The organism is Brevibacterium sp. ZH18, assembly GCF_022748595.1.
Classification (GTDB): domain Bacteria; phylum Actinomycetota; class Actinomycetes; order Actinomycetales; family Brevibacteriaceae; genus Brevibacterium.
The window spans coordinates 54,115-73,274 of record NZ_JALDSX010000005.1 but is presented as its reverse complement, the minus strand read 5'-3'; the positions used below and the strand labels follow the sequence as shown (position 1 = coordinate 73,274).

Annotated in this window: 18 protein-coding genes; 6 read left to right on the top strand and 12 right to left on the bottom strand. The window is 64.6% G+C overall.

What is annotated here, in order from left to right; genetic code table 11:
• Positions 1–28: 28 nt before the first annotated feature.
• The 4 genes from MPN20_RS03380 to MPN20_RS03365 form a co-directional block, all read right to left on the bottom strand.
• On the bottom strand, positions 29–3,487 hold the full coding sequence (locus MPN20_RS03380) for an error-prone DNA polymerase (protein ID WP_242779653.1): 3,459 nt from the start codon (positions 3,485–3,487) through the stop codon (positions 29–31).
• Positions 3,487–5,103 carry a DNA polymerase Y family protein gene (locus tag MPN20_RS03375; protein WP_242779537.1) on the bottom strand — a complete coding sequence of 539 codons (1,617 nt, stop codon included), beginning with the start codon at positions 5,101–5,103 and terminating at the stop codon, positions 3,487–3,489. Before MPN20_RS03375 ends, MPN20_RS03380 begins: the two co-directional genes overlap by 1 nt.
• Positions 5,104–5,221: 118 nt before the next feature.
• A complete protein-coding gene (locus MPN20_RS03370) occupies positions 5,222–5,917 on the bottom strand; it encodes a DNA recombination/repair protein RecA (protein WP_242779535.1) in 696 nt (231 codons plus the stop codon).
• 39 nt (positions 5,918–5,956) lie between these two features.
• Entirely contained in the window at positions 5,957–7,864 is a 1,908-nt protein-coding gene (locus MPN20_RS03365) for an HNH endonuclease signature motif containing protein (RefSeq protein WP_242779533.1), read from the bottom strand.
• Between the two features lie 326 nt (positions 7,865–8,190).
• Here MPN20_RS03365 and MPN20_RS03360 point away from each other — a divergent pair, with 326 nt between their 5' ends.
• The 3 genes from MPN20_RS03360 to MPN20_RS03350 all read left to right on the top strand — a co-directional run bounded on the left by MPN20_RS03360 (position 8,191) and on the right by MPN20_RS03350 (position 10,373).
• Positions 8,191–8,892, top strand: a complete 702-nt coding sequence (locus MPN20_RS03360; protein WP_242779531.1) for a class I SAM-dependent methyltransferase — start codon at positions 8,191–8,193, stop codon at positions 8,890–8,892.
• A 147-nt stretch (positions 8,893–9,039) separates the two neighbouring features.
• Positions 9,040–9,504, top strand: a complete 465-nt coding sequence (locus tag MPN20_RS03355; RefSeq protein ID WP_242779529.1) for a tRNA (cytidine(34)-2'-O)-methyltransferase — start codon at positions 9,040–9,042, stop codon at positions 9,502–9,504.
• Positions 9,505–9,548: 44 nt separating this feature from the next.
• A complete protein-coding gene (locus tag MPN20_RS03350) occupies positions 9,549–10,373 on the top strand; it encodes a PfkB family carbohydrate kinase (RefSeq protein WP_242779527.1) in 825 nt (274 codons plus the stop codon).
• Between the two features lie 576 nt (positions 10,374–10,949).
• Here MPN20_RS03350 and MPN20_RS03345 read toward each other — a convergent pair.
• Positions 10,950–11,204 carry a type B 50S ribosomal protein L31 gene (locus MPN20_RS03345; RefSeq protein WP_242779525.1) on the bottom strand — a complete coding sequence of 85 codons (255 nt, stop codon included), beginning with the start codon at positions 11,202–11,204 and terminating at the stop codon, positions 10,950–10,952.
• Between the two features lie 176 nt (positions 11,205–11,380).
• On the opposite strand from MPN20_RS03345, the gene MPN20_RS03340 reads away from it, so the two are divergent.
• A complete protein-coding gene (locus MPN20_RS03340) occupies positions 11,381–11,932 on the top strand; it encodes a YbaK/EbsC family protein (protein ID WP_242779523.1) in 552 nt (183 codons plus the stop codon).
• 53 nt (positions 11,933–11,985) lie between these two features.
• Here the strand turns inward: MPN20_RS03340 and MPN20_RS03335 are convergent, their stop codons facing one another.
• The 4 genes from MPN20_RS03335 to MPN20_RS03320 form a co-directional block, all read right to left on the bottom strand.
• Positions 11,986–12,756, bottom strand: a complete 771-nt coding sequence (locus MPN20_RS03335; RefSeq protein ID WP_242779521.1) for a phosphatase — start codon at positions 12,754–12,756, stop codon at positions 11,986–11,988.
• Between the two features lie 105 nt (positions 12,757–12,861).
• Positions 12,862–13,770, bottom strand: a complete 909-nt coding sequence (locus MPN20_RS03330) for an RNA methyltransferase (RefSeq protein WP_242779518.1) — start codon at positions 13,768–13,770, stop codon at positions 12,862–12,864.
• A gap of 19 nt (positions 13,771–13,789) precedes the next feature.
• Entirely contained in the window at positions 13,790–14,602 is an 813-nt protein-coding gene (locus MPN20_RS03325) for a sulfite exporter TauE/SafE family protein (RefSeq protein WP_242779651.1), read from the bottom strand.
• A gap of 20 nt (positions 14,603–14,622) precedes the next feature.
• Positions 14,623–15,408: an ABC transporter ATP-binding protein gene (locus MPN20_RS03320; protein WP_242779515.1), complete on the bottom strand. Its 786-nt coding sequence runs from the start codon at positions 15,406–15,408 to the stop codon at positions 14,623–14,625.
• 44 nt (positions 15,409–15,452) lie between these two features.
• Between MPN20_RS03320 and MPN20_RS03315 the strand changes: the two genes are divergently transcribed.
• Together MPN20_RS03315 and serB are read left to right on the top strand one after the other, a co-directional pair.
• Entirely contained in the window at positions 15,453–16,187 is a 735-nt protein-coding gene (locus tag MPN20_RS03315) for a hypothetical protein (protein ID WP_242779512.1), read from the top strand.
• 23 nt (positions 16,188–16,210) lie between these two features.
• Positions 16,211–16,858 (top strand): phosphoserine phosphatase SerB, encoded by a 648-nt coding sequence (serB, locus tag MPN20_RS03310; RefSeq protein WP_242779509.1) that lies wholly within the window; start codon positions 16,211–16,213, stop codon positions 16,856–16,858.
• Between the two features lie 156 nt (positions 16,859–17,014).
• On the opposite strand, the gene MPN20_RS03305 is transcribed toward serB, so the two are convergent.
• The 3 genes from MPN20_RS03305 to MPN20_RS03295 all read right to left on the bottom strand — a co-directional run bounded on the left by MPN20_RS03305 (position 17,015) and on the right by MPN20_RS03295 (position 19,100).
• Positions 17,015–17,518 (bottom strand): histidine phosphatase family protein, encoded by a 504-nt coding sequence (locus tag MPN20_RS03305; RefSeq protein ID WP_242779506.1) that lies wholly within the window; start codon positions 17,516–17,518, stop codon positions 17,015–17,017.
• Between the two features lie 10 nt (positions 17,519–17,528).
• A complete protein-coding gene (fabI, locus tag MPN20_RS03300; protein WP_242779503.1) occupies positions 17,529–18,287 on the bottom strand; it encodes an enoyl-ACP reductase FabI in 759 nt (252 codons plus the stop codon).
• A 102-nt stretch (positions 18,288–18,389) separates the two neighbouring features.
• Positions 18,390–19,100 carry a beta-ketoacyl-ACP reductase gene (locus MPN20_RS03295; protein WP_242779501.1) on the bottom strand — a complete coding sequence of 237 codons (711 nt, stop codon included), beginning with the start codon at positions 19,098–19,100 and terminating at the stop codon, positions 18,390–18,392.
• Positions 19,101–19,160: the final 60 nt, after the last annotated feature.

Sequence of the window (19,160 nt, the reverse complement as noted above, 5' to 3'; positions counted from 1 at the left end):
GCGGGCGGTGACTCGGGCAGGTTCGGGCTCAGCGGAAGTTGCGGGCCTTCGTCGGCAGCTGCACCTCGAGTGGGATGAGCTTGTGCGCGTAGAGGCTCACGACCTCTCCCCCGCGCTGGATCAGCCCGGTGACCACCAGAGCATTGCGGGAGGTGGCGACCGAGCGGTACCTCTTCATCAGCCCGGCCGTGGCGACGACGTTGAGCATCCCGAATTCGTCCTCGAGGTTGATGAATGTGATCCCCGAGGCGGTCGCCGGGCGCTGCCGGTGTGTGACGATGGCGGCCACCGTCATCCGGGTCCCGTCCGGGGCCGCCGCCGCGTCTGCCGTCGAAGCGTATCCGCGCTCGGTCAGGGACTGCCGCAGGATCTCTGTCGGGTATCCGTCGACGGTGATTCCGGTCGAGAACAGCTCGGCCAGAGTCGTGTCGAAGGCGTCCATGGTCGGTAGGGTCGGCGCCGAGGACAGGGTCGCGGTGCCCGGCAGCACACCCGGATGAGCACCGGCGACCCCGCCTGCCAACCACAGCGCCTGTCTGCGGTCGAGGTCGAAGCCGCGCAGCGCACCGGCGGTCGCGAGTCCTTCGAGTGCCTGCTTGCCGATTCCTGTCCGTTCGGCCAGGTCCGCCACCGAGGTGAACGGCGCGTTCGCGCGTTCGGTCACGATCACCTCGGCGATGGTGCCGACATGGGCGACCGAGTCGAGTCCCAAACGGATCCCGAACTCCCCCGAGGCTGCCGTGCGTTCCAGATCGCTGCCCGCCATCGAGTGGCGGATGTCCACGGGCAGGATCGGCACACCGTGACGGCGAGCGTCGGCGACGAGCGACTGCGGAGAGTAGAACCCCATCGGCTGACTGCGCAGCAGCCCCGTGGTGAACGCCGCATGGTGGTGGTATTTGAACCAGGCCGACTGATAGACGAGGTTCGCGAAGCTGATCGCATGGGATTCGGGGAATCCGTAGTTCGCGAACGCCGCGATGGTGGAGAAGATCGCCTCGGCGGTCTCGGCCTCGACGCCCTTGGCCGCGGCCCCGGTCTGGAACTTCGCCGCGAGTTCGGTCATCCGCTTCTCGGACCGGCGCGAGCCCATCGCCTGCCGCAGCTGGTCGGCATCGGCCCCGGTGAAGCCGCCGACGTCGATGGCCATCTGCATGAGCTGCTCCTGGAACAGCGGCACCCCGTAGGTCTTGGCCAAGGACTTCTGCAGCAGCGGGTGGAGGTATTCGACCTCGTCGAGGCCCTGCCGGCGACGAATGTAGGGGTGAACGGACCCACCTTGGATGGGCCCGGGGCGGATGAGCGCGACCTGGACGGCGAGGTCGTAGAACGTCTCCGGGCGCAGGCGGGGCAGAGTCGCCAGCTGAGCCCGAGATTCGACTTGGAAGACCCCCACAGCGTCGGCTCGCCGGAGCATCTCATAGACACCCTCGTCCTCGTCGTCGATGTCGGCCCGGTCGATGAGCTCACCCGTGTGCTGGTGGACCAGGTCGACCATCTCGTGAAGTGCTGTGAGCATGCCCAGCCCCAGCAGGTCGAACTTCACCAGATCCATGGCCGCACAGTCGTCCTTGTCCCATTGGACGACGGTGCGATGGCCCATCGTGGCCTTCTCGATCGGGACAACCTCGCCGATGGGTCGATCGGCGAGGATCATGCCGCCCGAGTGGATGCCCAGGTGGCGGGGCGAGCCGAGGAGGTCGCCCGCGATCCTCAGCACCGGGGCCGGGACCGGGGAGTCGTCGGCCTCGGGCAGGGCCGACCAGCGGTTGCTGGACTTCGAGAATGCGTCCTGCTGACCGGGTTCGTAGCCGAGGCTGAAGGCGGCATCTCGAATGGCCGACTTCGCCCGATAGGTGATGACGTTGGCGACCTGGGCGGCGCGCTCACGGCCGAAATGATCGTAGACGTACTGGATGACCTCTTCCCGACGGCCGGATTCGATGTCGATGTCGATATCCGGATACCCCTTGCGATCCGGAGACAGAAACCGGTCGAAGAGAAGCTCGTGCTTGACCGCGTCGACTGCGGTGATGCCGAGGACATAGCAGACCGCTGAGTTCGCCGCCGAGCCTCTGCCCTGGCAGAAGATGCTCGACCGATGGCAGAACTCGGTGATGTCGTAGACGATGAGGAAATACCCGCAGAACCCCAGCTGCGCGATGAGTTCCATCTCCCGGTCGAGCTGAGCCCAGGCCTTCGGATTCGCCGTCCGGGCCCCGTAGCGTCTGGCGCCTCGGTCCTCGATGAGTTCCCGCAGATACTCTTCGCCCCCACGAGCATCGGGCATCGGGGCGCGCGGCAGGTCCGGGCGGGCCGAGCCCAGGACGAAAGAGCATTCCTCACCGATGGCCACAGCGTTCTTCAAAGCCTGCCGAGGGAAGCGCGCGGCCATCTCCTCCCCCGTGTGGATCCGGGCATTCGCCGTCGCCGGCAGCCACCCGGCCAGTTCGTCCAAGGACAGCCGGGACCGTACCGAGGCTCTCACCTGCGCTGACTTCCACTGTGCCCGGGTGGCGAAGTGCACGCTGTTGCTGGCCACGATGGGCAGATTCGTCCGCTGGGCCAACTCGCCGAGGTGGCGCAGACGTTCATCGTCATCTGGGGTTCCGTCCCGGCTGAGTTCGACGGCGAGGTGGTCGGGGCCGAAGAGCGCGACGAGGTCGCGCAGGGCTCCAAGTCCGCCGTCGGGATCATTCAATGCTCGGCGCAGAGGTCCCTTGCGGCAGCCGGTGAGGATCGTCCAGTCCCCACTCATCGCGGCCAGCTCTTCGAGGCCGAACACCGGCCGGTTCTTCTCCCCGGCCAGGTTCGCCTCGGTGATGGCGGTCGACAGCCGGTGGTACCCCTCGACCCCACGAGCCAGGACGAGCAGGTGGGTGGCATCGGGATCGGTCTGGCCGGGGATCTTCTCCCTCAGCCCCACGGACAGCTCGGAGCCGAACACTGTGGGAAGACCCACCTCGGCGGCGGCATGGGCGAAGCGGACGGCACCGTAGAGACCATTGTGATCGGTCAGCGCTAGGGACGTCAGCCCGGCGGCTGCCCCTGCTGCTACAAGCTCCTCGGGGTCGGACGCGCCGTCGAGGAAGCTGAACTGGGAGTGCACATGCAGCTCGGCCCACTCGACGGTCGAGGTGCGCAGGACTGGGCCCTGACCAGGACCCGAGTACCGGTCGCGCCCATCGGACCCACCGGGGCCGACCGAGACCTGGTGGCGATCGGGACGGGAGAAGGCAGGCGCGTCGGAGCCATCGGCATGCTTGTCGACCGTCTGTCTGTCGGTAACTTGTTTGCTGGTGGCTTGTCTGCTGGTGGTTTGTTTGCTGGTGACGTGTCTGTCCCTGACCTGCCTGCCGTCTGTCTCTTTTCCAGTCTCCTTGCCTGCCTCCTTGCCTGCCTCCTTGCCTGCCTCCTTGCCAGTCTCTTTGCCTTCGAGGCGTCGGGCCAGCTCGGACCAGGGTGTGCGCGGATTCGAAAAGCCCATCAGCGGTATCGGCCGGTGATGTGCCACTGGCCGTTCTCCTTGCTCAGCAGAAGCGCCTGCCCGGATTCGGTGACGACCTGCAGACGGGTTCGGTAGGTGGCGCGCTCGGGGTCCCACCACCCGGATTCGACAGGCCAGGAGCCGGAGTAGTCGGTGATCGCCTCAGTGGCTCCGGTCGGAAATCGGATCGCGGCGGGTGTCGATTCCAGACCCGCGGGGCGTGCTCCCACAGTCCGTCCGTCGCCGGTGAGCACATCGACGGCCACATGCTCAACCGTCGTGGGTCGCGGTGCGTGCAGCGCTCCGGGCCAGGGGGCTCCGGGGCTGCGCACCGGGACGGACTTCTGCTGCCACGGGGTCCACAGGTTCGTCTCGCTCGGGTCCCATCCGCCTTGGAGTCCGGGGACCAGGACCGAATCAGGTCCGAACAGGCCCTGCAGGCGCTCCAGAGTGTGGGTGACCTGCCCGGTGTTCTCATCGAACAGACTCTTCGTGGCACCGATGGGCGTGGTCAGCTCCGCAGCCACGAGGCGAAGAGCGATGATCCCCTCCTCAGAGAAGTCCTCCGGATCCGGTGCCGGTTCGTCGGGGATGTCGAAATCATGGGCACGCCTGCTTCGGGCAGCGGCTTTCCCATCGGTCCGTGCGCTCCCAGCAGAGCTTCCACCCCGGGCGGCACCGGCGAGCCAGCCTTCTGCCTGCCAGCGCAGACGGTCCGCAATGGTGTTCTCGTTCATGTCCTCGATCCGCCAGGTCCGTTTCGAGGACTGCCCGGAGACCGCAACGAGTTCGATTGTGATCTGCGTGCAGACAAGCCCCAGCCGGCGCACCTTGGTCAGCAGATCCGCGGCAAGCTGGCGGGTCAGGAAGCCCAGCGTGTCACTGCGGGTTGTCGGTGCCTCCAGACCGAGTTCGGCAGTCAGCCCGTCCTCACGGACATGATCGTGCAGTGGCCTCCTCTCGGAGCCTGTGGCCAGGTCATGAGCGTGTCGACCCGGCGCTCCGAATCGCGAGTTCACATCCTTCGCGTCGAGTCGAGCCAGGGCGCCCAGGGTGCGCAGACCCAGGTGGGTGAAGGTGTCGATGAGCTTGGCGACCTCTGCCCCGGCGTACTCCAAAGTGGTGATCGGCTGTGCTGCCAGAAAGTTCACGGTCTCGCCCGGTTCGACCCGTCGCGCCTGGCCAGCTGCGAGCACTGCTGCGAACACGGTGTCGGCGATGCCTGGGAAGAACTCCCACCCGGTTGCAGACACGAGCTCCGAGATCAGATCTTCGACTGCACTGGGCTCATCGGCATAGCCGTGCCTGAGCGAGTCGAGAGGGATCGCCAACGTTCCGGGACCCAACAAGGTGAACCGGGCCACGAGGTCTTCGAGCGCTCCGACCCCGGCGGAGAAGTGCTTATTGTCCACGTCCTCGTCCCAGGCCGCCACCTGCGCTTCGGGGCAGCGGAATCCGACGGCACGTTTGTTGTTGCCCACAGCGATTCCCGCGGTGCGAGCAGGCGCATTGGCCGCGACCACTTTGCCAGCCCTGAGGACCGCCACCGGTGTCCGGGAGCTGAGATCGCGCTCGGCAGCAGCCGCGACAGCCGGCCAGTCGGGAACTGTGAGCACAAGTGTGCGGTGAGGACTCGCTCCCTGGGCATCCGCACCGGGCTGGCCTGAGTCGTGCCCAGGAGCGTGCCCAGAAGCGTGCGTCGGAGGGTGCGCGGGAGGGCGCGTGAAAGAGCTGTCAACTGACACTGCGGATCACCGGCCGTTCGCCTTTTTCTTCCCACACCGAGGTGGGAGCCGGCACCCGGGCCGGCGCCTCTGCAGGGGTCCCCTCGGGACCGGGCAGGAGGAATCGGTGGATCCCGGTTTGGGAGCGGGCCGTCACAAGACAGGACCGCAGACGTCCGTGACCGTGCTCGGTGCCCGACCACTGTGTGTCGGTGATTTCGATCTGCTCTGTACTTCCGGGCATCGGCTCCAGACTGATGAGGCTGATCTTGCGCTCACGCACTTTGGCCAGCAAACGGGCCCGCTCCCCCGCGCTGGGTCGGAATCCGGGGTCGACGATGAGGATGTCGAAGGATTCGATGAGGATGGAGGCCACGCGCAGCCAGTCCTCGGCTGGGGTGGCGAGATTGACGAAGTGATCGAGGTCGACACCCAGATCAGCGATCGACGAGACGGCTGGTTCGCCGAGCCCGATCCCCGCACACCATTTCTGTTCCTGGGTCGCAGCGGCGATCGTGGCGAGGGCACAACTCAATGACTGTCCTCCTGTCAGGGTCACGATCTCACCTCGGGGAAGACCGCCTCGGCGGAAGATCGGTGCCAGCACGGGATCCACCGGGCGAGGCTGGTGCCCGTCGAACAGAGCAGTGGCCGTGGAGATACCCATCTCCCGGCTGAGCTGTTCAACGAGTGGCACTGCAGACATGACATCCATTATCGAACTAGTGTTCTAAATAGGCAAGATTTACGCGGCTGCATTGTTCGCCCGGGCGTGTCGCCATTCCGCTTCGAACATCCAGTCGACGCAATTGTCCAGGTTGAAGCCGTACCCACCACCGAGAGTGCTCGGATCCGCGTCCACGACTGCTTCTTCAGCCACTTTCACCAGCCGCGCGGTGTCGAACACCGGACGGCCCGCCTGCCCCTGTTCCAGCGGCAGCATCTCAGACCCGTCAGGCAGGAAGAAGGCGAACGCGGCGCGCCCCTCCAGAGCTCCGGCGAAGCGCGCATCGGTTCGCGAGATGGTCAGCTGATATTTGTGAACCGCAGTGTGATGAGTACGACAGAGCAGGATGAGGTTGTCCATGTCCGTCGCCCCACCCTGGGACCAGGGGCGGATGTGATGAGCATCGCATCGCCGTCTCGCTCGGCAGCCGGGAAATTGGCAGCCGATGTCCCGCGCACTCAGCGCCAGACGCTGGCGTCGGCTCACCAGCCTCTTCGACCGTCCGAGCATGAGCACGTCCCCGTCGGCAGCTTTGATCGCACCGCTGATCAGAGCTTCGCAGGTCAACCGCTCCGCTGTCTCCGGAGCGATGCCTCCGAAACCGTCGATCCGGCAGGTCATGTCCGCCGACGCCGAGGCGGTCGTCCCGCCATCCACAACCGTCCCGCCATGCGCGGTCGTTCCGCCATCCGCTGACGTCCCCGCGGGGACGTCGCTGTTCGTACGCACCCCGGCAGGAACCGCGGAAGGATCGGTCGTCCCCGCGGGGACGTCGGCGAACGGAACATCCGTCGGTTCGGCAGCACCCGGCAGATCGGGACCTTCCACATCCGCAGATGCGAGCTCAGTACCGGCATGGGTGACAACCTCGGCGGAGGCATGCACGAGCATTCGTGCCCGATCGACGTCGACGGTGCCGGCTGACTCCGCTCGCGGAAACGCGTGGATGATCTCCATCAAGCACATGACTTGGGAAATCGGCTCATATGGCGGCTTCTCCTCCGGTTCAGTGACCGCGATAGGCAGAAAGTCGTTCTTGCCTTCAGCTGCAGGGCTCCCGAATACAGAATCGTCGGATGCCGGACTCTCGGCTGCAGTCGCAGCCGTCTCCGTTGAGCTCCCGAGTTCCCCCTCGCCCGACTCCTGCTCGATGAGGTGTCGAGCAGCCTCGAGCATGGAGAAGATCTCAGCGGCTTCGTCTTCTCCCAGATCGATCGTGATGCGGGTCCGTCCGGGCCCAGTCGTCCGCATGCTCACGCTGTCGGCTGGGAGGAAGCGGGGAATTTCGCCGCCGGCGATGGCGTCGGACAGCTGACAGTAGCTGTGAGCCACCACTCCGATCTGGCTGCCGGTGGCCACCGTGGCCAATTTCAGTGCATCTTCGTCGGGAATCCGCCCGACCAGTCTGGTGATTTCACGAACCTTGGAGAAGCTGACATCGCCCGAGCCCAGGCTCTCCTTCACTTTCGGCATCTCCCGCAGCGCGGTCATCACACGAACGTACTCCCGCGCGGTGTGAGCACTCACCGCCGCAATGTGCATGACCCACTGGGTCAATGACGTCACACCGATCCATTGTGCCCAGAGACCACGCTGGTCCACCTCGTCGATGAGTGCAAGCACACGTGCATGGCAGAAGGCGATGCACGAGATATTGCGGCGGATGTCGGCGACCAGCTCCTCCGCGCTGAGATCACTCAGGCCGGTGCTGGAGTCGTCAGAACCGCCAGAATTGTCAGAATCGGCAGAACCTTCCGGACAGTCAGCGCCATCCGGACCCCCTGACATGTTGCCCGATTCGTCTGGGCGCTTGCCCGGTCCCCTGTCGTAGTCCCCGGGATCGACGCTCAGCCCGCTCAGATCCGCAACCTGCGCAGATGCGTCCGAATGATCGTCGAATGGATCGGCGACGTCGTTCTCCTTCATGTTCAGTACCCTTCCCCCTCGGCCAGTACGGCCGGCTCGGTTCGTGAGTCCCCATGACCTCGAACCATGCTTTCACCGTACGGGTCGGTACTGACATGAGATTCGAATCAATTCACGCCTACTTCCTCTCTTTGCCAGACAACTTCGATTTTTCTTCGTTTCTGCAGGTGACCCGGTCGGATCGTATGACGCGCTCGCTACGACACAGAGCCCCTCACACTCCGTCGCCGCGCAAAGTCCGCTCGGCCCCGCGGGAAGCACTGTCGCACCGACGTCCCCGCGGGGACGTCACGACATCGCATTTCGCATCGCACTAACCTGGTGCCATGAGCGAGCACACCCCGGACACCGCCTCGGCGCGAGAACCAGCGCAGGAATCGTCGCGCGAACAGGCCACACGGGACTCCTACGATGCGATCGCGGAGGTCTACACGGACTGGATCGCGAACGAGCTGACCACTAAGCCACATGATCGAGCCGCCCTCGGCGCGTTCTCAGAGCTCGTCCTCTCGACCGGGCACGATGAGACTCTCGAGATCGGCTGCGGACCAGGTCGGATCACCGCGTTCCTCGCGGCCCTGGGCGTCAGTCCGACCGGCCTCGACCTCTCCCCCGCCATGCTCGAAATTGCCACAGGTCACTATCCGAACCTCAACTTCGCACTCGGCTCGATGACCTCGCTGCCGTTTGCCGATGACAGCTTCTCCGGTCTCGTGGCCTGGTATTCGATCATCCATGTCCCTGATGAGGACCTCAGCACTGCCTTCGCCGAGGCGGCGCGTGTGCTCCGTCCGGGCGGGCTGTTCCAGCTGGCTTTCCAACTCGGCGACCGCGTCGACCACGTCACCGACATGGCCGGAGTCGAGGTCGATCTCGACTTCCACCGGCGCTCGCTCGCCGAGGTTCTCACCGCACTCGAGCCACATGGTTTCGTTCCCGTGACACGGCTCGAGCGCGAACCCGACCGGTCCGGCCAGTTCCCCGAGGCGACCAGGCAGGGATACCTGCTCGTCCGGCTCGCGCAGTGAGGACAGATCCGCAGTGAGATCAAATCCGCAGTGAGATCAAATCCGCAGTGAGGGCAGATCCGCAGTGAGATCAGCCCACCCGACGACAGCCATGTGGTGCCGGAGTGCGCAGCACCGACGGATGATCAGTGACAAAATAGGAGTCATATGAACATCGACATCGTCTTCCACACTCCCGAGATCCCTGGCAACACCGGCAATGCCATCCGTCTTGCCGCTGTCACGGGAGCCCATCTCCACCTCGTCGAACCGCTCGGGTTCGACCTCTCCGACGCCAAGCTGCGTCGTGCCGGGCTCGACTACCACGATCTCGCCCACGTCACGGTCCACCCGACGTTGGCGGACCTGTGGGACCACCTCGGCGAGCGTCGGGTGATCGCGTTCAGCACACACACGGAGAATTCCTTCGCCGAGGTGGAATACAGAGACGGCGACGTCCTCCTGTTCGGTCAGGAGTCGACCGGGCTGCCCGATTCCGTCGTCGCCGATGACCATGTGGATATGAGCGTGCGCATTCCGATGCTGCCCTCGCGCCGTTCACTCAATCTCGCGAACTCCGCGTCCATCGCCATCTACGAAGCGTGGCGCCAGCAGGGGTACGCCGGGGCCTGAACCCGCGTAGACTTCTGCCGATACACATTCCCGAAAGGACCACAATGACCTCCAAAGTGCTCACCATCGCCGGCTCCGACGTCTCAGGCGGAGCCGGACTCGAAGCTGACCTGAAGATGTTCGAAGAGTACGGCGCGTTCGGCACCGCCGTCGTGACCTGCATCGTCACCTTCGACCCTGATGACAGCTTCGGCCACGTCGTCGAATTCATCGATTCCGACGTCGTCACCCGCCAGCTCGAGTCGACGTTGGCCGTCCACAAGTTCGACGTCATCAAGTCGGGCATGCTCGGTTCGGTGGACTCCGCACTCGTCCTCGCCGAGAAGCTGAAGACCAATGAACTGCCCTACGTCTTCGACCCGGTCCTGGTCTGCAAGGGCGTGGGCACGATGGTCGACCTCAAGGATCTCTTCGTCGCGAACCTCGTGCCGCTGGCCACCGTGATCACCCCGAACCTCGAAGAGGCTGCAACCTTGGCCGGACTCGAGCCGATCGACTCGGTTGAGGGAATGATCGAGGCGGCAAAGATCATCCACGGCCAGGGAGCGAAGAACGTCGTCGTCAAGGGCGGTGCACGCCTGGCCGGCGATGATGCGATCGACGTCCTCTTCGACGGTGAGAAAGTCACGACGCTGCGCTCTCGCAAGGTCAACGAGAAACTCGTCAACGGAGCCGGATGCTCATTCGCGTCCTCGATCGCTGCCGGCCTCGCCACTGGTCTGAGCATTCAGGATGCCGTGGTCACAGCCAAGGAGAAGGTGGCACACGGCATTGCCGCCTGCCTCGACAACGCCACCGGCGTTGCCTCGCTACTCCACCCCGCATCGCGCACCCAGCCGTCGCCTGAAGTCTCGGTCACCGTCGACTGACACCGTGACCGGCTGACGGCCCGATCGGCGACCATGATCGCAGCCGCAGTCCAGCACGGTTCAATCTGGTTCAGTTCCACCGGGTTCAGTTCCACCGGGTTCAGTTCCACCGGGTTCAGTTCCACCGGGTTCAGTTCCACCGGGTTCAGTATGAGGCGTCCCCGCGGGGACGCCTCAGCTGTATCGGAACTCGCCACAGCCTCGGTGATGGCGTGGATCTGCGGCTCCCAGCAGCCTCGGTGGTCTGACTTCGCCGTGCCCTGACCAACGGTCGCGCGTCCCCGCGGGGACGTTCTGGCCCGAAGTTTTGCTGTCGGTTGGTGCGTCCCCGCGGGGACGCTCTTCTGCCGACTCCCATGGTCCAACCAGACCCACCCCAGCTCGAGGAATGATTGTGAATGACGGCTGAATGATTGTGGGGGACGACGGGGGACGGCACAAAGAGAACTGCCCCGCGCACCATTTCCGGTGTGCGGGGCAGTTCGCTTCAATGCTGTGAAACGACTGGAGCCGGATGACCGGCTGGAGTCGCGTGGACGAAATGAACCGTCCGTGTCGGTCGGAACCGACGTGGGATCAGCGCTTGCCGAAGCCCTTGTAGCGATCCTTGAACTTCTCGACGCGGCCTGCGGAGTCGAGGATGCGCTGCTTTCCGGTGTAGAACGGGTGCGATGCGCTTGAGATCTCAACGTCGATGACTGGGTAGGTGTTGCCGTCTTCCCACTCGATCGTCTTTTCGCTCTTCGCGGTCGAGCGCGTGAGGAACTTGGTTCCGGACGACAGATCGTTGAACACGATCGGCGCGTATTCCGGGTGGATGTCCTTTTTCATATTCATACCTTTGCTGAATCCGCTCAGGCGCCTGGTATGGGTCGACCCATCCGCCAGTGCCCGAATTCGTCTGCTGGACACGCTGCGAGCCGTAGGAACCGGACACGAAGCGACAGTCCAGTCTATCTGATGGACTGCCCCAAAGCGATTCGGCTCTGTCCTCTTAGACTGTGGCCATGGACACCAAGGAACGCATCTCCGCCCAATTCGACCTCCAGCCGGCGGCCACCGCGCCCGAACTCATGGCGAACCCCACCGCCGAGGCTCTGCCCTCCATCACCGGGGACGTCGACGTCTTCGCGATCGACCCCGAAATCGCAGACACTGCCGCACTCCTCAACGCGACCGGACTCGGTCCTGAAACTTCTGCGAACTGCGTGCTCGTCGCCGGGTCGAGATCCGGTGAGGAGCGCATCGCCGCCTGCATGGTGCTTGCGAACACGCGGGCAGACGTCAATAAGCGCGTGAAGAAGCTCCTCGACGTGCGCAAGGCGTCATTTCTGCCGATGGATCGCGCCGTCGGGGAATCCGGAATGGAGCACGGAGGCATCGGACCGATCGGTCTGCCCGCCGACTACCGGATCCTCGTCGACTCACGCGTCGCCGAGGCTGACGAGATCATCATCGGCTCCGGAATCCGCGGGTCGAAGCTCATCCTCTCCGGTGCGGCTCTGGCGTCGCTCCCCACCGCCGAGGTGGTCGACGGGCTCGCGAATGAGATCGACTGATCCCAGCCGGGTTCACCCCGATCCCAGCCGGGTTCAGTTCAACCCAGACGGGATCAGTTGAACCCAGCAGCCTCGAGGACGAAATCGATGAGCGGACCGTAGAGATACGGGACGACATCATCGTCGAGGGGCACTGTGACCTCGATGGCGCCCTGCGCTTCGGCGACGAACAATGCCGGATCGTTGCAGTCGGCGTAGCCGAGCGTGCGCAGTCCACGGCTCGATGCTGCACCGGCCCACCCGTGGTCGGCCACAATCAGATCAGGTGTGGCACCACCTCGGCGATCGATGTCGTCGAGGAGGGCGTGCATGGGTTCGGCGAGGTGGGTGTGCGGGGTTCCACCGTGTTGGTGCCAGGTCCACACGCGGTTGATCTGTCGGCAGTCACCGCCGAGGTCGGGGACGGGAACAGCGTTGGCCTGGTGTGTGATCTGGGCGCCGTGGGATTCGGCAGCGGCTGCGATCGCCATGTGCACGGGAAGCAGGCCGGCAGGGTGTCCGGTGGCGAAGAGGATCTCTCCCCCGGCACGGGTGACATCCCCGATCGCCGTGGCCAGTGCTTCGAGGGCGTCGATGCAGCGCTCGGTCGAAATAGTGTCGACGCCTTCGACGAAGTCCGTCTCGGGGCGTAGCCCGCACCGGTCGACCATGAGGGCGAAGACGGAGTCGTAGTCCCAGTCCTGAGTGAGTTCGACACCGAAGTCGAATTGTCTCTCCTGTGCGAGGAAACGGTGGATGTGGGAAAGGTTGTTCTCTCTGGGAGTGGCAACCTCCCCTGTGATGCGTCCGGCCTCAAGCGCGGCGGCAAGCGATGTGCGGTCCACTGGTCTCCTCATTGGGGGTCGATTCATTCGGGTCAAGACGTTCAGGTCGAGGCTCTCAGGTCGAGGCTCTCAGGTCGAGGCGCTCAGGCTGATGCTTTGGAACAGTCAGGCACCGTCGGCAGGATCCGCCTGCAGGGCGAAGCAGGTCACTGCCGCGGCAGCCGCGACGTTGAGCGAGTCGACTCCCCCGCTCATCGGGATCATGACCGTTGAGTCGCAGGCGGCGATCGTCGATCGGCGCAGTCCGTCCCCTTCGGTTCCAAAGACAACGGCTGTGCGTTCCGGGGCCGACGCCGCGAAGTCGCGAATGGCCACCGAGTTCTCGTCGAGAGCCAGGGCCGCAACGTGGAAGCCGAGGTCACGCAGTGAGTCGACACCATCAGGCCAGGACTCGAGCCGGGTCCACGGCACTTGGAAGACCGTGCCCATCGATACGCGGATCGAGCGGCGGTAGAGCGGGTCGGCGCACCTCGGCGTCACCAGGACAACATCAACGCCGAATGCAGCGGCCGACCGAAAGATGGCGCCGACGTTCGTATGGTCGACGACGTCCTCGATGACCACGATGCGTCGGGCGTCGGTGACGAGGTCGGCGACGCTGGGAAGCTGCGGTCGGTGCATGGCCGCCAGAGCACCTCGGTGGAGATGGAATCCGGTCAGGGATTCGACGGCTGCATCGGTGCCGATGAAGATCGGCGCATCGTTGGAGGCAATGAGGTCCGCTAAGTCGAAGAGCCATTTGGGGCTGGTCAGATAGGAGCGGGGCACCATGCCAGCCGCATGGGAGCGGCGGATGATCTTCGAGGATTCGGCGATGAACAGGCCCTCGGCCGGCTCGCGGACGCTGCGCAGGGCGACGTCGGTCAACTGGGTGTAGTCACGGAGATCGTCGATCGCAGACGAAGCAAGTGTCTCCTCGTCGAAGAAGCGCAGACGACCGGCTGCGATGCCAGCCTCAGCTGCACGCGAGACGATCTGTTCGCGAGTCAGAGGTGCCTTTGCCGGAGTGTTCATGCGTCCACCGCTAACCCGTTCACAGCGTCAGAATCCGCCAGATCGCAACGAGGCCGAGGATCACGATGACCGAGCGCAGGAGGACAGGTGAGAACTTCCGGCCAACACGTGCGCCGAAGTAGCCGCCGATGAGCGAGCCGATGGCGATGCAGATGACGGCGGTCCAGTTGATCCGATCGTGACCGACGATGATGTACGTCGTCGCTGAGACCGTATTGACGACGAGGACGAGGACGTTCTTCAGCCCGTTGAGGCGCTGCAGGTCGTCGGGCAGGAGGAGGCCCAGGAGGGCGATGAGGATGATGCCCTGCGCGGCGGCGAAGTACCCGCCGTAGATCGCGGTGAGGAAGACCACGATGAGGACGAGGATGTACCGACCTGTCGTGAGCTTGTCCCCCACAGAGGCTGCCACGTGCTCGTGACCGGCCTTCTCGGCACGACGCAGGGAGCGGTTCTTGAGGTACCGCGAGAGCGCAGGCTGTCCCACAACCATGACCAAGGCAACGACGAGGAGGACCGGAACGATCGTCTCGAATGCGTCCTCAGGTAAGTGCAGCAGCAGATAGGCACCGGTCAGCGACCCGAGCAGAGAGGCAGGAACGAACCCGAGGATCCGCCGCCATTGCCCTTTCAGCTCTTCCCGGTAGCCGATCGAGGAGGCGATGTTGCCCGGAATCAGCCCGACGGCGTTGCTCATCGTGGACACCACCGGCGGCACACCGAAGGCGACGAGCGCCGGGAAGGTGATGAGCGTACCGGAGCCGACGACCGCGTTGATACCACCGGCGCCGATGCCCGCGAGGACGATGAGCGCGACCTGCCACAGCTCCATCCCGAGCACTGACTCCATGCTCAGAGCTGCGAGTGGGCGTGGAAACGCTGCCCGTCACGGGTGAGTTTGACGTCGATGCCGAACGTCGCCGAGAGGTTGTCGGCGGTCAGCGTGTCATCGATGGGCCCGGCGGCGAGGTCCGTGCCCTCAGCCAGCAGGAGCACGTGTGTGATGCCGACCGGGATCTCTTCGACGTGGTGGGTGACCATGATCGTGGCCGGGGCCCACTTCGACGAGAGGATCTCAGTCATTGCGGCCAGCAGCTCTTCACGGCCGCCGAGGTCGAGACCCGACGCCGGCTCGTCGAGCAGGAGGAGCTCAGGGTCGGTCATCAGGGCGCGGGCGATCTGCACGCGCTTACGCTCGCCCTCGGAGAGAGTGCCGAACGTACGGCCGGCCAAATGTGTGATGTTGAACGCGCCGAGGAGGTCCTTGGCTCGCTCGATATCGTCCTCTTCGTACTTCTCGACCCAGCGTCCGGTCACGCCGTAGGCGGCGGTCAGCACGGTGTCGAGGACAGCTTCGGACAGTGGGATCCGGTTGGCCAGAGCCGTCGACGCGTATCCGATGCGCGGGCGCAGTTCGAAGACATCGACGCGTCCGAGGCGCTCTTCGAGGATCCCGACCGTGCCGGTCGTCGGATGGAGGCGTCCTGCGGCCAGCTCCAGCAGAGTCGTCTTGCCGGCGCCGTTGGGTCCGAGAACGGCCCAATGCTCACCTTCGGAGACGGTCAGGGAGAAATCTTGGAGGAGAAAATTCTCTCCACGGCGCACGGAAACATTATCCACAGTCAGGACATCACTCATATCAGCCAACTCTATCGCAGGCTTGCGGTCTATTCTGGTTCGACATGGACTTGACTACTGACTCACTGCTGCTGACCCTGGCGATGAACCACCGCCTGCGCTCAAGCCTCGCCCCTGACGAGGTCAGCGCGGCTTTTCTCGACGACGATCGTGATGTTCCTCTCATCGTCGCCGACGAGGTCTTCGACTCCTCACCGCCGACAGGCCTGCTCCTGTTCACAGCTCAGGCGGCCGCTGCCGGGATCACTCATGCCCGCCTGGCCCTCCACCACCCGTCGCTGCCGCACACGACACCGCCGGTAGATAAGGCCGACCGGCTTCGGGTCGGTCGACACACCGCTCCGATCGTCCTCCACCGGGGCACACAGCAGGCTGCGGTGCTGCTTTTGGGCGCCGAGGCCAACGTCGAGGTCATCGCGTGCCGGGAGACGGTCTTCCGCCCGGTCACGGTCGAAACCCCCGCCGAGGCTCTGCGTCGTCTGCGTCTGCTCGTGATGGAGGGATTGACCCTGATCGAAACCATCGACGTGCCCACGACGTGGCGCGAGGGTCCGTGGCGAGACTGGCAGGAGGAGCTGAGTTCGACCCATCCGATCTCCCGGCTGATCCCTTCGGTCGCCGATGCGCGAGCGATCTACGCGGCACTCGACATCCATGACCGAATGCGCACAGTGCTCGCTCCGGCCACCGTGGATCCGCCGGCGTTCGGGGATCTGCTGTCTCGCCTGCACCCCGCGGCCGCTGACTACATCATGGCTGTGGCTACGATGAAGGGGTGAATGACTCAGACTCCGCAACCCCGATGCCAGAGAACTCCATCCAGCTGCTCGTCATGGACGTCGATTCGACGTTCATCAATGAAGAGGTCATCGACCTCATCGCCGTCCACGCCGAGGTGGGTGATCAGGTTGCTGACATCACCGAGCGTGCCATGGCCGGTGAGTTGGACTTCGCGGCCTCGCTGGCCGAACGTGTGGCCCTGTTGGCAGGTTTGCCGGTCACGGTCCTCGACGAGGTGCGTGCGCAGATCTCCCTGACCACCGGTGCCCGCGAGCTCGTCGCTGCCGTCCAGTCCGGCGGCGGCACGGTGGCATTGGTCTCAGGTGGGTTCACCCCGATCATCGCTCCGGTCGCAGCAAAGCTGGGCATCACCGAGGTCTATGCCAACGGCCTCGAGATCGAGGACGAGAAGCTGACCGGTCGCACAAGCGGTCGCGTCATCGATCCGGGTGCGAAGGCAGAGATCTTCGCCGATCTGGTGCAGTCCTATGACTGTGATCCGGCACGTACCGTGGCGATCGGCGACGGCGCCAACGACATCGGCATGATCGGGGCCGCAGGTCTCGGCGTCGCCTTCTGCGCGAAGCCGGCCCTCGTCGAGGCCGCCGACGCATCCGTGACGACGCGAGACCTGCGTGAGGTGCTCACTCTCATCGAGGCACGCGGCTGATCGAAACCTGCTCGTGAGACCCTGCGCCTGAAGCGCAGAGACACCTGTGGCCCTCGGATATCCGAGGGCCACAGGTGTCTGTCAGGCCGGTCATCTTCGTGAGGCCGATCATCTCTGTGAAATCAGACGAAGCGAAGCGTCACACGATCTGATGCCTCACACGCCGAGGAAGACCCTCAGCTCAGGTGCCGGATAGTTCCCGGGTTCGACATCCCAGCTCTCGAGGTCGAAGACCGCGAGCGAGGAGGGACGGAACGAGTCGGGAACGCCGGTTTCCGGGCTCAGGTGGGCGACCACCTCGGCGACGGTGGGCTGGTGGCCCACGATGTAGGCGCACGTCGAATCGGACGGGATCGAATTGATCGCATCGATCCAGTCCTCGACTCCCCCTTGGTAGAGGGATTCGTCCTCGCGAAGCGCGAGACCTTGACCTGATTCCGGTTCACCGTTGTGCCGGTTGACCGCTTCGACCACGGCCTGTCCGGTCTGGACGGTGCGCCTGGCCGCCGAGGCGATGGCCACGTCAGGCGACCATCGTTCGGCGATCTCGGCCCCTGCTTCGACAGCCTGAGCCAGACCTTTCGCGTTCAGTGAACGTTCGAAGTCGGTTCGGCCTTCGGCCTCCGCCTTGGCGTGGCGGGCGAGAATGAGAACAGGCATGTTGTCGCTCTCAGGCGCCGGTGGAGTGGAAGCCGCCGTCGACGTGGACCATCTCACCGGTGGTGGCAGGGAACCATTCCGAGAGCAGCGCCACGATGGCCTTGCCGGCGGGAGTGGTGTCCTTCTGGTCCCAGCCCAGCGGTGCGCGGTCGCCCCACATGTCTTCGAGGGTGCCGAAGCCGGGGATCGAAGTGGCGGCAGTGGTCTTCAGCGGTCCTGCCGAGACGAGGTTGACGCGGACGCCGTCCTCGCCGACGTACTTCGCGAGGTAGCGGGCCGTCGACTCGAAGGCGGCCTTGGCCACGCCCATCCAGTCGTAGACCGGCCAGGAGATGGTGGCGTCGAAGGTCAGGCCGACGACACCGGCACCCTTGTTGAGCACGGGCTTGGCGGCCACGGTGATCGCCTTGAGTGAGTAGGCCGAGACGTGGATCGCAGCGGAGACCGATTCCCACGGGGTGTCGAGGAAGACGCCGCCGAGGGCGTCCTTCGGGGCGAAGGCGATCGCGTGCACGATGCCGTCGATGTTGCCCTCGAGGCGTTCGGGCAGTGCTGCCAGGTCCTCTTCGTTCGTGGCATCGAGTTCGATGACCTTCGGGGTCGAGGGCAGACGCTCGGCGATGACCTGAGTGATCTTCATCTGGCGGCCGAAGCTGGAGAGGATGACTTCTGCACCCTGCTCCTGTGCAATGCGGGCGGCTGCGAAGGCGATCGAGGCCTCGGTCAGCACGCCGGTGACGAGAATGCGCTTTCCGTCAAGAATTCCCATGGTGGTCCTTTCAAACTGTGTGCGGTCAAACTGAGTCAGTTCTGTGGCTCTGACGCCGTCGGTGTCGGCGTCCCTGGTGTGAAGTCTAGATGTTCGCGGGACTCAGTGTCCCATTCCCAGCCCGCCGTCGACGGGAATGACGGCTCCGGAGATGTACGCGGCCTCGTCCGAGGAGACCCAACGGACGACCTTCGCGACTTCGGCCGGCTCGGCGAATCGCTTCGCCGGAATGGTCGAGAGGTATTCCTTCTGTTGTTTCTCATCGAGTTCGTCGGTCATGTCGGTGCGGATGAAGCCGGGAGCAACGACGTTCGCGGTGATGCCACGCGAGCCGAGCTCACGCGTGATCGACCGGGCGAACCCGACGAGGCCGGCCTTCGACGACGAGTAGTTCGCCTGTCCCGGAACTCCGTAGAGTCCGGAGACCGAGGAGATGAGGACGATGCGGCCCTTCTTGGCACGGATCATATTCGTGATTCCGCGCTTGACGGTGCGGAAGGCACCGGTGAGGTTCGTGTCGACGACGGCGCCGAAGTCCTCATCGCTCATGCGCATGAGCAGATTGTCACGGGTGATGCCGGCATTGGCGACGACGACCTCGACGGGACCGAGCTTCTCTTCGATCTCCGAGTAGGCACGGTCGAGTGAATCGGTGTCTGTGACATCGGCGGATACGGCCAATGCACCTTCGGGGGCGTCTCCGTTGCGGGAGGTGACGGCCACCTTGTCGCCCTGGGCGAGGAACTCCTCGGCGATGGTGCGCCCGATCCCCCGGTTTCCTCCGGTCACGAGGACTATGCGTGGTTCAGTCACAAAACTCTCCTGTTGATCGACGATACTGACCAAATCTATCGTTCCCAACCTATCGTGTTC